Raw genomic sequence first — 13,013 nt, 5'->3', positions numbered from 1 at the left:
GGGTACCGATGACCGATGAAACCCGCGACGTGCTCGACGATCTCCTGCAGATGCGCCCGGTCGTCTTCGACCCGCCGGTGACCGAGGAGGGCCGCATCGTCTCGCGCGCCCAGCACCACCTGGAGAGCCAGGGCCGGCAGTACACGCTGCACATCGAGGTGAGCGAACCCGGCACGATCGGCGTGGCCGACCACCAGTCGTCGGTCCAGGACATCGAGGCCGGCTTCCTGATCGTGCACCTGCCCGACCGGGTCGAGGCCGAGGACCGGGACGCCGAGGCGGACGAGTCCGAGGGCGAGGAGGGCCTGACCTTCCGGATCGGCCCGCTCGACTCCGCGGCCGCCCTCGGGGATGCCGACGTGCTGTTCGGGGTGCGGAGCACGGTCCGGTTCAACCGGTACGACACCTGGGTCTCCCGCAGCGGCGGACCGGCACGCGGGCAGATCCGGGTCACCCAGGGGGTCGCCCGTCTGCGCTCGGGCAGCCGGTCCAACCGCCGCGCGGCCGGGCAGAACGCGAGCGCCGCCTTCGTCGCCGCCACCCTGCGGGTCCAGGGCGAGTCGCGGCCCTCGGCCACGTACGAGTTCATCGGCAACTTCCGGGAGCAGTAGGCGGTGACGGAATCGCGGGCCCTGGTGATCGGGGTCGCCGGCTACCAACGGTTCCCCGCACTCCCGGCGGCCGTCCGCAACGACGTGCGCGACGTCCGGGACGCGATCGTCGACGGCGGGTACGCGCCCTCGGAGGTGACGCTGCTGGTCGACGAGGAGGCGACCCGCGGTTCGATCCTGGCCGCCCTCGACCACATGGCGGCCGGCCCGGCGCTGATCTACTTCTCCGGCCACGGCGCCGCCGACCACCTGCTGCTGGCCGGCTCCGACCCTCGCCGCCTGTCCCGCACGGCGATCGCGGCCGACGAGTTCGCCACCGCGGTGCGGTCGATCCCCGCCACCAACGTGCTCGTTGTCCTCGACTGCTGCCACGCCGGCGCAATCGGCCGTCTCCCCGCTGCCTTCTACACGCGGCTCGCCTCCGGCCGGGCCGTCATGGCGTCGTCCCGGGCCGACGAGCTCTCCCACGTGCTGCCCGGCCGCCCCAACAGCCTCTTCACCGAACACCTGCTGGCCGGCCTGCGCGGCGCCGCCCCCAGCGACGACGGCCAGATCCGCATCTTCGACCTGTTCGAGTACGTGCAGCCCCGCGTCACCCGCGACCATCCCGGCCAGCACCCGGTCTTCGAGGCCAGGCTGGAGGAGAACTTCCCGGTGGCCCGCCCCACGGCCGCAACCGCCGCCCCGCGCGACGACGAGGGCTTCCGCTACGACGCGTACGTCAGCTACGCCGACCGCACCCCCGACGCCGGTTGGGTGTGGGAGGTGCTGGTGCCGCGCTTGGAACGGGCGGGCTTGCGCGTGGCCGTCTCCGGCGACTCGGGCGACCCCGGTGTCCCCCACATCGTGAACGCGGAACGCGGGATCCGTACGGCCAAGCGAACTTTGCTGGTGCTGTCGCGCGCCTACCTGACCGACCACGAGGCCGACTTCGAAAACGTCCTGGCGCAGTCGCTGGGCGTCCAGGAGGGTTCCTACCGCCTCCTGCCGGTGCTCATAGAGCCCATCGACAACGTCCCGGTCCGCCTCGACCAGCTGACCACCCTCAACCTCGCCGACCCGTCACGGGCCCCACGAGACTTCGACCGCCTGGTGCAGGCGTTACGCTCCCCCCTTCCCCGCCGCACCTGAGCTCGACCCGGAGGGCCGGCCACGCCGGAACGAGAAGCGGCAAAGTCCGGTGCTCCCGCCCAGGATCAGGGCGCTCCCGTCGAGGGTCCATACGCAGGTGTTGATCCGCTGTTCGAGGCGCATGACCGCAACCGTCCGCCGTTCCCCCAGATCCCAGATCCGGATCGACATGTCCTCGCCGGCCGAGGCCAGCCAGGCGCCATCCGGACTGACCGCCACGGCCGTGAGGGCACCTGTGTGGCCGGCGAGTTCGGCCCGTCGGCGACCGTTGAGCACACTGAGAACTCGAATGCTTCCGGACGGGCCGGCCACCAGCAGACGCCCTCCATCTGGGGTAAGAGCCATCCTGATGATCGCCGCCGAGCTCGTGAACCGGGCCAGTCTGTTCCTGGTGAACGGATTCCAGATCTCGACAACCGATCGTGCTCTACGGTGCCGCCGCGGTTGGATCCAGTAACTTGCCAAGGCGATCCGCCTGCTGTCCGGTGACATCGCGACCGCGACGATCCGCTCGGCGCCGACTTTCATGGTGCCGAACGGACGCCCACTACTCGGCTCTCGGAGGCGCACACGACCGGATTCGCCGGAGACATAACAAGCGCCGTCGCCACCGATCGCCCAGACCTTTCCTTCCGGCACGGCAGTTCTCGTGCTCGCAGAGGCGGAGTGGTCCCAGGTCACAACCACATCATCGTTCGCGGCGACGATCCGCTCTCCATCCCACGCGATCGCCTCGATCGGGCGACCAGGCCGAAGGGACAGGCCCAAGGCAGCCCGGACCCTTCCGCTGACCGGATCGACGATTCCCACCCGGTCAGCCGTATCCGCGACGGCCAGAGACGACCCGTCGGACGACAACGCCAGCGCGGTGATGGACGGTCTGACCGGTCTCGCCGACTCGGATGCGTCTCGAGGAGTGGTGTCCCAGATCCGGATCGTCCGGTCGCGGCCGGCGGAGGCAATCCAGCCGCCGTTCGACGCGACCGCCAGAGCCGTAATCCGTTCGCTGTGCCCGGTGAGCGTAAGGCGTTCCGAGCCATCGCGGGCATCTAGCAAGCGAGTGGTCCGATCCGTGCCCGCAACCGCGAACCAGGTGGCGCCTGTCGGCAGAGCGGCTAGCGTGGTCTCCCCGATATGGTCGGTCACCACCCCGGAGTTGCCGTCGCGACCGAGGTCCCAGCGGTGTATCCGGTCACCACAGGCGTAGAGAAGCCATCGGCTGTCGGGCGCGATCCTCAGCCAGATCGGCGCCGAGGATACCTCCAGCATGGCAAGTTGGCGGCCTGTCCTGATGTTGCGGATGCGGATGGTGTGGTCGTCGGCGACAGCGAGCCAGCGATCATTCGGTGCTATCGCCAAGACCCGGATCCAACCGCCACCCGGATTAGGACACATCCCCCGCTTCCCACTACCCAGGTTCCAGGTAAGGATGTCATGGTCGCGGGACGCCACCACCCACGCGCTGCTGGGCGAGACAGCGAGATTTCTCGTCCAGCCGTCCGGAAGCGCATGACTCCGGACTCTGCGCCCGCCGTGCGGGTCCCAGACCTGGAAGGTGCCATCCGGGCCGATGACGGCGAGCCGGCCGCCGTCCGGTGAGATCACCACAGTGCCGGACGAGAGGAGAGGAACGTTGCGTGGTTTTCGGAAAGACTTCGCCGGCAACATCGAGAAACAGCGGCGCACCTTCCACGTTGAGGTGTCCCAGACGCGCAGCGTGTGGTCCTCCCCCACCGACGCGAGCCAACTACCGTCGGGCGCAATGGCTAGGCCGCTTACGGCTCCGGTATGACCGATGAGGGTTCGCAGGAGCGCGGTTGCCGGCAGGTCGGGAAGTGGCCAGTCGGTCACCATTCCCGGCACCCGGCGCCGCGTCGCCGCTGCTCGCGCTTGCGCGCCCCACACCGGGTGGTGCGCCATCCGGCTGTAGAAGATGTCCAGGCCTGACCACTCCGGTTCGGTGGGGCCCAGCAGATGTGCCGTTCGTTCCAGGAGACGCCGAAAGTCACCGGCCCGCTGCGAGTTGATCAATCCAAGATCCGCGAGGGGTGTCAGCGGACCGGACATCCCCATCCGGGCCTCGACCCAGGAGAAGGCACAGGCTGTGGCCTCGGCATCCGTATCTCTCCCCGCAGCCAGCAGATGCTCGATCAGGTGGTCCCAGAGATAGCCGAGCGACACCGGCATCCGCCACCACGCCACGGCCCCGGCCGGTGTGAACGGCAGTTCGGCGGCGGCCGCGTCGAGCAGGGCGCCGTGCAGATCGCGCACTCGATCGGCGCCCAATTCCGCCAGCAGGTAGTCGCGCACCACGTCGTGCATCTCCAGGGTGCCGCCCTCGGCGGTTGCCTCGAGCGTTACCAGGGCGAGGTCGGCGAGACGCACGCACAGCACGGTCGTTTCCGCTTCGCCGAGTTTCCAGAGCGCGGCCACCAGCCGTACGGGAATGGTCTCGTCCTCGGAGAAAACGGCCAGCTCAGCGAATAGCCGTCGATCGAGAGGATCGAGCAGTCCGATTCCGGCCTCGAGCGTGGAGGCGACAGCGGCCGCCCGCTGCTCCGGGTCGTCGAGATCCAGTTTGCGGACAGCTATTCCGCTGAGCCGATCTACACCCAGCGCGCCCTCGCGGCGCAACTGGGCCAGCAGACCAGCAGCGACCGCACCGAGGTCGGACTGAAAACGTAACTGATTGATGAGGATCTTGTTGGTCAGGCGCAAGAGGAGCGGCCAGCGGCCGGTTTCGATCAGCAGTCCGTCAATCAGCACGGGGTTGACCAGAGGCAGTCCTGCGGTCAACACCCGTCGCGCCTGCGCATCGGACATCTGGTCGACGTGGACATGGACTCCCTCGGTCTCGACCAGAGTGGCGTTGCGGGTGGTGACGAGCCGCGCGCTGTGACCCGCGACGGGGAATGCGGCCAATTGATCGGGGAACCAGACGTCGTCGAGCACGAGGAGTCGTTTGGGGCCGTCCGCGAGCACTGCGGCCAGCTGTTCGGCGGCACGGCGGACATCGGTGAAAGGTTGGGCCTGTTCGGGGGCGAGCTGCCGGATAAGGTCGTTGACCTTTTCGACCAGCGCTCCGCGCCTGGCCGCCCGGCCGAGCGTCACCCAGTGCACCCGGCCCGCGAAACGGCGGTGGATCCGGGCGTCGGCGCGGACCAGCTGGGCCACCGTTGTCTTGCCGAATCCGCCCGCGCCGTGAAGTGCCGTCGTGATCCCGACTGTGCCGGGGCGCCGCAGCGCGTCGACGATCACGCCGACCTCGGCGGGCCGATCCTCCACCCAGGACGCCAGTCGTTGCCGTGCCGGTGTGGGCCCGGATTCGCGCCGACGTTGCGCCCCCATTCCCAGCAGAGTGACCCCGGCGACCAGGACGGTGGAAACCACCAGCCACCACAGGGCGTATTCGTCCATCGTCGGGAACCAGCCGGTTGGTGAACCTGTGGCCGCGTTGATCGATACGCCGGACAGCGCCGCCACGGCGGCGCCCATCCCCGCTATGGCAGGAGGCGATGACCATCGAGATGCCCGCCTGCCGCCCATAGCGGGACTCATGTAATCGCAGACCGCCCCCGAAGTCAGCACCCCGTTCGAGGCATCACCCTGAGGTGGTACTCCATCGGCGGGATCAGTCGAGGGGGAAGAAGGACTGGGCCCACGGTGGGCGAGCCGAAGGCTCTATCGACGAGACCCACTTGACCCACCAGAAGCCTCGACGACCGGGGGCCACGATGCGCGCCGGGTAGCCGTGGCCGTATGACAGTGGGGCTCCGGCCATGGCCGTCACCAGCCAGACGTTGTCGAGGGTGTCGGCGCCGAACCAGCGGGTGTAACCGGTGGCTGAGCGGACCTCCACCGAACGCCGGCCGGCCGTGGGGACGTTGGCCTCGGAGAGCAGCGTGCTCAGCCGTACGCCGGCCCAAGACTGGGTGCTGTACCAGCCGCTCGTGCAATCCAGCGTCGCGGTGAAGTGGTCGTGTGGGAGGGACCGCAACCTGGCCAGGTCGAAGGTGGCGGTGCCGACGCGCAGGGTCCATTTGGTGGGGTCTATGCGCTGGACGCCATCGTTGAACCAGGACGTGACCTCGGGCCCTGGCTTGGGTATGGAACCGGTGAAACGGCGCGAGGTTGCGGCCCACGTGTCCCAGACCGCGGTGGCCGTAGCGGCGCCCGCGCCGAGGATGGCCAGGCGCAGCAGGGCCCGGCGGTCGACGTCGGTGCGGCGGGGGCGTACGGCGTGGCCCAGGAAGTGGGCCAGCAGCGTCAGCACGGCGCCGACGGCCGCGCCGACGTGGATCTGCATCAGGGTCAGCGGGCCTACGAACTCGACGCGGCCGGTCGAGTGCAGCAGGCCGGAACCGATGGTGGTCAGCACGAACACCAGCAGCGTCAGGGACAGGGCCTTGGTCGGGCGCCGGCGGCGGGTGCGGCCCAGGCCCCGGCGGATCACCACGTATTTCCACGGGGCGAGCAGCAGGATGGCCAGGGCCGCGGCCGCGTGCAGCTGGATGAGGTCGAGCGGCCAGTTGACGCCGATCGTGTTGGCGGTGACGCCGGTGAGCACGCCGAGCATCAGCAGCAGGCCGAGCACGAGGTCGACCCGCCGCCCGGCCTGCCGGCTGCGCAGGCTTACCCGCATGGCCGAACGTTAGCGCGCCGGCGTCAATCGGATCGCGGCCCACGAGACCGCGGGCAGGCTGACGCGGACGGTTTCGCCGTCGAGTTCGATGGTCAAAGGCTGGGGAACGACCCGGTCGGGGGCCTCCTGGGTGTTGGTCGCGGTGAGGTCGGCGTCGGACAGCAGCCACGAATCGGCCGGCTGCCACGTGCCTGGAAAAGGGGCCAGGGAGAACGTCAGCTCGGTCGGCTCGTCCTGGCTCCGGTTGACGGCGAAAACGGTGAGGGAAGCGGAGTCATAGGTGGCTACCGCGTCCAGCACCGGCACTTCTCCGAAGCGCGTGGTCGCGTACGTGGGTGAGGCGATGTCGACGTCCAGCACCGATCCCTGGGCCAGGCGGGACGTCAGGGCGAAAGGGTGGAACGTCGTCTGGCGCCAGGCCGGTCCGGTGGATTCGGCGCGGATGGGGGCGATCACATTGACCAGTTGGGCCTGGCAGGCGGCGGTCACGCGGTCGCTGTGACGCAACAGCGAAATCAGCAGACTTCCGACCACCACGGCGTCGGCCACGTTGTAGCAGTCCTCGATCACCCGGGGCGCCACCTCCCATTCGGACGGGGTGGGGGCGGATTGAAAACGGGACAGGTACCAGACGTTCCATTCGTCAAGGGAGATTTTGATGCGCTTGGCCGATTTGAGGCGGGCGCCCACGCTGTCGGCGGTCGCGATCACGCTGTCGACGAAATGGTCCATGTCGACCGCGGACGCCAGGAACGACGCCATGTCGCCGTCGACCGGCTCGTAATAGGCGTGGGCCGAGATGTAGTCGACGGTGTCGTAGGCCAGTTCCAGAACGGTCGACTCCCAATGGCCGAAGGTGGGCATCGACGAGCTGGAACTGCCGCACGCGATCAGCTCCAGCGACGGTTCGGCCGAGCGCAGAGCGCGGGCGGTCTCGGCGGCCAGTCGCCCGTATTCGTGGGCGGTCTTGTGGCCGGTCTGCCACGGGCCGTCCATCTCGTTGCCGAGGCAGAACATGCTTATCCCGTACGGCTTCCGGCCGCGCCGGTCGGCGAGGAACGTGCCCTCGGGCTGATTCAGATACTCGTGCACGTCCAGGGCTTCGGACACACCCCGGGTGCCGAGGTTGAGGGCGTACATGACCTCGACCCCGGCCTTGTCGGCCCAGCGCATGAATTCGTCGACGCCGACCTCGTTGGTCTCGAGGCTGTGCCACGCCAGATCGCGTCGCACCGGGCGGTCGGCGACGGGTCCGATGCCGTCCTCCCAGCGGTATCCGGAGACAAAATTGCCCCCGGGATACCGGACCAGCGACACCCCCATTTCCCGTACGAGGGAAAGCACGTCCTGCCGGAAGCCGTCCGCGTCGGCCGTCGGGTGGGAGGGTTCGTAGATGCCGCCGTAGACACAGCGCCCCATGTGTTCGACGAATGAGCCGAACGTACGGCGGGAAACCGGCGCCACCGTGCGCGCGGGATCGAGGGTGAGGGATGCGGACCGGGTCATTTGAGGCTCCCCACGGCCAGGCCGCCCTGCCAGTATTTCTGGAGGGTCAGGAAGGCGACGATCAACGGGACGATCGAGACGAGGGAACCGACGATGATGAGGTTCCAGAGGGACTGGCCGCCGGCGTTGTTCGAGCTGGCCAGCTGGGTCCACAGGCCGATGCCGACGGGCAGCGGGAACAGTTTCGAGCTCGACAGCATGGTCAGCGGCAGGAAGTAGTTGTTCCAGGTGGTGACGATCGACAACAGCAGCACGGTGATCACGCCGGGCCGCATCAGGGGCAGGGCGACCCGGACGAAGGTGCGCAGTTCCCCGGCGCCGTCGATGCGGGCGGCGTCGAGCAGTTCGTCGGGCACCGAGGCCGCCGCGTAGACACGCATCAGATAGACCGCGAACGGGCTGAGCAGCGACGGCAGAATCACCGCCCAGATCGTGTCGATCAGCCCGACGTTCGACATCAGCACGAACGTCGGGATCACCAGCGCCGTCAACGGCACCATCACCGATCCGAGCACGAGCGCGAAGACCGGATTGCGGCCACGGAACGTGTATTTCGCGAACCCGTATCCGGCCAGCACCGAGATGACGGTGCAACCGATGCCGCCGGCGAGCGCGTAGAGAACCGAGTTGCCGAGCCATCGTACGAACTCGCCGTTGTTGAAGGTGAACAGGTCGCGCAGGTTGCCGACCAGGTGGAAACCGTTGAACCACAACGCCCCGGACCCGGAGAACAGGCCCTCGGCGTTCTTGGTGCTGGCGACCAGAAGCCACCAGACCGGGACGAGGAAATAGCCGCAGAGGGCGAGGAGAAGGAGCTTGGCCCCTACGTGACGGGGTCTCATGTGAACAGACTCCCCCGCTTGCGGGTGGCGACCATGAAGATGGCGACGACCAGGAAGACCACAAACCCGAGCGAGAACGAGATGGCCGAGGCGTAGTTGAACTGGGCGTAGCGGAACGCGAGGTAGTAGGCGTAGATGTTGGGCGTGAAGTCGGGCGTCACCGAGCCGTTCGCGATCGGGCCGAGAATCTGCGGCTCGGTGAAGAACTGCAGGGTGCCGATCAGCGAGAAGATGAGGATCAGGACGAGCGCCGACGACACCATCGGCACCTTGATGCGGAACGCGATCTGCCGCGCGCTCGCCCCGTCGATCCGGGCCGCCTCATAGATCGACGAGTCGATGCCCCGAAGCGCGGCATAGATGATGATCATGTAGTAGCCGGACCATTGCCACGTCACCACGTTGAGCAGGCCGTAGAAGATGTTGCCCTGGCTCAGGAGGAACGGCGCCCGGACGTCGAACGCGGTGGCGATCTGCTCGATCGGGCCGAAACTCGGACTGTAGAGAAAGCCCCACATGAGGGCGCCGAGAACGACCGGGATCGCGTACGGAAGGAAGATGACCAGCCGGCTGAAGCGCGCGAGCCGGCCGGTCACCTCGTCGAGCACCAGGGCGGCGACGAGCGCCACCACGATCTGGAGCGGAATCACGACCGCGCTGAACTTCAGCACGAACCACAGGCCCTTGCGGAACGACGGATCGCCGAACGCGCGGGTGTAGTTGTCGAACCCGGCGAACGTGGTGCCGGTCGCCAGTCCTTTCGTGTAGAGGCTCAGATATCCCGCGTAGAGCAGCGGCGCCAGCAGGAACGCGACGAAGACGATCAGGAAGGGGAGGATGAAGAGCCAGCCGGTCTTTTTATGGCGGCGTTTTGTCCGAACCGCAGAAACAACCGGCGGCGCCTCGAGCGTGACGGCCATCGTCATTTCACCGTGAAACCCTGCGACTTCGCGTACTCGACGATCTGGTTGTGCAGGTCGGTCGCGGCCTGCGCGCCGGACGTCTTGCCGCCGAGAATCTTCACGATCTGGGCCTGCAGCTGGGCGTAGTAGAAGACCGTGAACGGGCTGTAGACCGCGCCCTTGTAGGCGTTCTCGGCCGGGATGTAGATGTCCTTGTTGGCCGTCTGCCCGTTGAAGAAGTCGACCTTGGCGTTGACGAACTCGTCGGACGTCAGCACGCCCTGGTTGAGCGGGAAGATCGTCTGCGTCTTCCAGCCGTCGGTGAGCGAGGCCTCGTCGGCGTAGATCCCCATCGCGACCTTGGCCGCCAGGGCCTTGTCGGCGGCCTGCGAGGTGACCGCGAACGCGGAACCGCCCCAGTTGACCGAGACCGGGTTGGCCGGATCCCACTGCGGCAGCGGCGCCACCGCGAACTTGCCCTTGTCCTTGCCGGCGCCCACCCCGGAGCCGGTGAGATAGCCGGGCGCCCACGCCGCCGAGACGTACGTGGCGTACTTGCCGCCGACCATGCCCGCGATGTAGTCGGTGGTGAACTGGTCCTCCTTGCCGACCAGCCCCTTGGCGGCCAGCTCGCCCCAGTAGGTCAGCACGTCCTTGGTGGCCTGGTCGTCCAGCTTGATCGTGATGTTCTGCTTGTCGGCCAGGTCGTAGACGAACGGCACCGCGCCCTTCTGGATCATCAGGGCGGTGGTCACGGCGGGCACGTTGCTGCCGAAGTCGCCGAACACCGGGCCACCGGCCGCCTTCACCTTCGCGGCCGACGCGGCGTACTCGTCCCAGGTCTTCGGGGGTTTGATCTGGTATTTGTCGAAGACGTCGGTGCGGTAGATGAGCGCCATCGGGCCGCCGTCGACCGGGATCGCGTAGACCGCGTCGCCCTGCGAGACGTCCTTCCACGCGCCCTCGCTGAAGTTCTTCTTCACGTCGTTGGCGCCGAACGGGGCCAGGTCGACCAGGGCGTCCTGGATCTCGAAGCCGACGAGCTGGTCGGCCTCGAGCATGATGACGTCAGGCGCGCCCTTCTTGGCCGAGATCGCGGTCTGGAACTTCTCGTACTCGGGCTGGCCCTGCCCGGCGTTGGTCCAGCAGACCTGGACGTCGGTGTGCTGGTTGTTGAAGTTGTCGACGACCTTGGCCATGTTCGGGTACCACGCCCAGACGAGCACCCGGGGCGCCTCTTCGTGGACGACCTTGTTCGTGCAGTTGGTGGGCTTGGCGGCCGTGTTGCCGCCACTGTCGTCGTCACTGCCGCAGGCGGCCGTCGTCAGCGCGACGGTCAGGCAGAGCAGCGTGACGGATACCTTGCGCATTCCTGGCCTCCGTGATCATCGCGCGTCGTTCCTAGGGCAGCGACCATCACCGAGCGTGAGATGGCTCGTGCCGCGACGCGCTATGGGTGGGATGCCGAGGAGGGTGAGGGGAGAGCACACTCGCCGGTTTCGAGAGTATTGAGAAGCGATTGCAGCGCTGCAAAGGACTATGCTCCGTCGCACGGGGTCCTGGCAAGGGATGGGGAGCAATCGATGCGGGAAACTACGCTGCGCGATGTCGCCGAGCTGGCGGGCGTCTCGCCACGTACGGTCTCGAACGTGGTCAACGGCTATGCCCGGGTCACCGACGCCACCCGCGAGAAGGTCGAACGCGCCATCGCCGAGCTCGGTTACCGGCCCAATGTGCTCGCCCGCAACCTGGCCAACGGCCGCTCCGGCCAGATCGTCGTGGTGGTGCCCTATCTGGACACCCCGTACTTCTCCGAGCTGCTGCAGGCGATCATCCCGGCGGCGCGCGAGGCCGGCTACAACGTGCTCGTCGACCAGACCGACGGCGACCGCGCGCACGAGTCCTCGCTGGTCGGGCGGGGGGCACGGCAGCTGCTGTTCGACGGCATGATCTTCAGTCCGCTCGGCCTCTCCCAAGACGATCTTTCCGTACGGGATCCCGCCCTGCCCCTGGTCGTGCTGGGTGAGCGGACGTCGGACGGCACCTTCGACCACGTGGGCATCGACGACGTGGCCGCCTCCACCGAGGCCGTCGCGCATCTGATCGAAATCGGACGGCGACGGATCGCGGCCATCGGCGACCAGCCCTACCCGACGGGCGAGGCGGCCCAATTGCGTACGAGGGGATTCCGCGCCGCCCACGCCGCGGCCGGCCTGACCGTGGACGAGTCGCTGATCATCGGGACCGCCCGCTTCAACCGGATCGACGGGGCGACCGCGATGGCGGCGCTGCTCGACCGGTCCGACCCGCCCGACGCCGTGTTCTGCTACAGCGACCTGGTCGCCTCGGGGGCCGTCCACACGCTGCTCGCGCACGGGCTGCGCGTGCCCGAGGACGTGGCGATCATCGGCTACGACGACATCGAGGACGGGCGGTACGGGCGGCCCACGATCAGCACGATCTCACCGGACAAGGGCGCGATCGCCCGGACCGCGGTCGAGCGCCTGGTCATGCGGATGGGCAGCGCGGAACCCCTCCCCGGGAAGGAAATCCGCGCCGCCCATCGGCTGATCCCGCGGCAGAGCACTATCGGATTTTGACCGCGCCGATCAGCAGCGGCCACATGACGGTGTGGTCGGGATGCTGCCGGATCGTGTCCTGCATCTCGGCTCCGAACGTCGCGCGCTGCTCCTCGGTGATCAGGCCCTGCTCCAGGGCGAGCGGCGCGATGCTGCCGTAGGTCGCGGCGAGCATGGGCGCAGTGTCGGCCACCGTCCCGAGTTTGCCGGCGATGTCGGTGATGTCGGGCCGGCCGATCCCGGCCTCGGCGAACATCGCGGGCAGCCGGGTGCCGATCCGGTAGTCACGACCGGCGGCCGAGTAGGCCCCGAGGAAGACCCGCCGCCACTCCTCGAGCGCGGGCAGCGGCGGGAACCCCTCGGCCGAGTCCATGTCGTAGTCCTGCACGACGAGCTTGCCGCCCGGAGCGACCCACCGCCACATGCGTCGCAGGGCGGCGACCGGGTCGTTCATGTGCAACAGGATCAGCCGGCCGTAGACGAGGTCGAAGCTCTCCGGCGGCACCGCGTCGTCGTCGGCCTCCAGGTCGGCCGCCACGAACGTTCCCCCGGCCGCGGCGGCCGCCTTCTCCCCCAGCTCCACGTCCAGATCAATTCCGGTCACCCGGCCACCCCGTTCGGCCATCAACTCCATCACCGCGCCGGTGCCGCAGCCCACGTCCAGACATCGGTCGCCCGGTGACAGCCCGGCCAGGTCGAGCAGCCGGCCGGTGGCCTGCTGCCAGATCGCGGCCTGCCGGCGCAACCGCTCGTGCTCCTCGGCCGTGCGGCCCATGACGTACCTGCTCATGCTGTCCCCC

10 protein-coding genes are annotated in these 13,013 nt (G+C 68.2%); 3 read left to right on the top strand and 7 right to left on the bottom strand.

All coding sequences use genetic code 11. From position 1 onward, the window contains the following. Positions 1–8 precede the first annotated feature (8 nt). Together JIG36_RS09590 and JIG36_RS09585 are read left to right on the top strand one after the other, a co-directional pair. Positions 9–611, top strand: a complete 603-nt coding sequence (locus JIG36_RS09590) for a hypothetical protein (protein WP_203375659.1) — start codon at positions 9–11, stop codon at positions 609–611. Between the two features lie 3 nt (positions 612–614). Then, positions 615–1,742 (top strand): TIR domain-containing protein, encoded by a 1,128-nt coding sequence (locus JIG36_RS09585; RefSeq protein WP_203375658.1) that lies wholly within the window; start codon positions 615–617, stop codon positions 1,740–1,742. Here the strand turns inward: JIG36_RS09585 and JIG36_RS09580 are convergent. From JIG36_RS09580 to JIG36_RS09555, 6 genes are all read right to left on the bottom strand, one after another. Next, positions 1,713–5,237 carry an NB-ARC domain-containing protein gene (locus JIG36_RS09580; RefSeq protein WP_203375657.1) on the bottom strand — a complete coding sequence of 1,175 codons (3,525 nt, stop codon included), beginning with the start codon at positions 5,235–5,237 and terminating at the stop codon, positions 1,713–1,715. The two genes, JIG36_RS09585 and JIG36_RS09580, sit on opposite strands and share 30 nt — an antisense overlap. A gap of 136 nt (positions 5,238–5,373) precedes the next feature. After that, positions 5,374–6,384 (bottom strand): molybdopterin-dependent oxidoreductase, encoded by a 1,011-nt coding sequence (locus JIG36_RS09575; protein WP_203375656.1) that lies wholly within the window; start codon positions 6,382–6,384, stop codon positions 5,374–5,376. 9 nt (positions 6,385–6,393) lie between these two features. After that, complete coding sequence (gene arfA, locus JIG36_RS09570; protein WP_203375655.1) at positions 6,394–7,890, bottom strand: arabinosylfuranosidase ArfA; 1,497 nt, start codon at positions 7,888–7,890, stop codon at positions 6,394–6,396. Then, the gene (locus JIG36_RS09565) at positions 7,887–8,732 is read right to left on the bottom strand and encodes a carbohydrate ABC transporter permease (RefSeq protein WP_203375654.1); all 846 of its coding nucleotides are present in this window, start codon (positions 8,730–8,732) and stop codon (positions 7,887–7,889) included. Before JIG36_RS09565 ends, arfA begins: the two co-directional genes overlap by 4 nt. Beyond that, positions 8,729–9,658, bottom strand: a complete 930-nt coding sequence (locus JIG36_RS09560) for a carbohydrate ABC transporter permease (RefSeq protein WP_203375653.1) — start codon at positions 9,656–9,658, stop codon at positions 8,729–8,731. The genes JIG36_RS09565 and JIG36_RS09560 overlap by 4 nt, the downstream gene beginning before the upstream one ends. Next, complete coding sequence (locus JIG36_RS09555; protein ID WP_236046201.1) at positions 9,655–11,004, bottom strand: extracellular solute-binding protein; 1,350 nt, start codon at positions 11,002–11,004, stop codon at positions 9,655–9,657. Before JIG36_RS09555 ends, JIG36_RS09560 begins: the two co-directional genes overlap by 4 nt. 213 nt (positions 11,005–11,217) lie before the next feature. Between JIG36_RS09555 and JIG36_RS09550 the strand changes: the two genes are divergently transcribed. Further along, positions 11,218–12,234, top strand: a complete 1,017-nt coding sequence (locus JIG36_RS09550; protein WP_203375652.1) for a LacI family DNA-binding transcriptional regulator — start codon at positions 11,218–11,220, stop codon at positions 12,232–12,234. On the opposite strand, the gene JIG36_RS09545 is transcribed toward JIG36_RS09550, so the two are convergent. Then, positions 12,221–13,003, bottom strand: coding sequence for a class I SAM-dependent methyltransferase (locus JIG36_RS09545; protein ID WP_203375651.1), 783 nt, complete (start codon positions 13,001–13,003; stop codon positions 12,221–12,223). The two genes, JIG36_RS09550 and JIG36_RS09545, sit on opposite strands and share 14 nt — an antisense overlap. Between the last annotated feature and the right edge of the window lie 10 nt (positions 13,004–13,013).

The sequence above is a fragment of the Paractinoplanes ovalisporus genome, assembly GCF_016834655.1.
GTDB lineage: Bacteria > Actinomycetota > Actinomycetes > Mycobacteriales > Micromonosporaceae > Actinoplanes > Actinoplanes ovalisporus.
This window is presented reverse-complemented; position numbering and strand designations above follow the sequence as displayed.

Bases quoted from the DNA above. Each gene is read 5' to 3' on its own strand.
- JIG36_RS09590 (WP_203375659.1), top strand. From the start codon at position 9: ATGACCGATGAAACCCGCGACGTGCTCGACGATCTCCTGCAGATGCGC.
- JIG36_RS09580 (WP_203375657.1), bottom strand. From the start codon at position 5,237: ATGGGCGCCGCCGTGGCGGCGCTGTCCGGCGTATCGATCAACGCGGCC.
- JIG36_RS09575 (WP_203375656.1), bottom strand. From the start codon at position 6,384: ATGCGGGTAAGCCTGCGCAGCCGGCAGGCCGGGCGGCGGGTCGACCTC.
- arfA (WP_203375655.1), bottom strand. From the start codon at position 7,890: ATGACCCGGTCCGCATCCCTCACCCTCGATCCCGCGCGCACGGTGGCG.
- JIG36_RS09565 (WP_203375654.1), bottom strand. From the start codon at position 8,732: ATGAGACCCCGTCACGTAGGGGCCAAGCTCCTTCTCCTCGCCCTCTGC.
- JIG36_RS09560 (WP_203375653.1), bottom strand. From the start codon at position 9,658: ATGACGATGGCCGTCACGCTCGAGGCGCCGCCGGTTGTTTCTGCGGTT.
- JIG36_RS09555 (WP_236046201.1), bottom strand. From the start codon at position 11,004: ATGCGCAAGGTATCCGTCACGCTGCTCTGCCTGACCGTCGCGCTGACG.
- JIG36_RS09550 (WP_203375652.1), top strand. From the start codon at position 11,218: ATGCGGGAAACTACGCTGCGCGATGTCGCCGAGCTGGCGGGCGTCTCG.
- JIG36_RS09545 (WP_203375651.1), bottom strand. From the start codon at position 13,003: ATGAGCAGGTACGTCATGGGCCGCACGGCCGAGGAGCACGAGCGGTTG.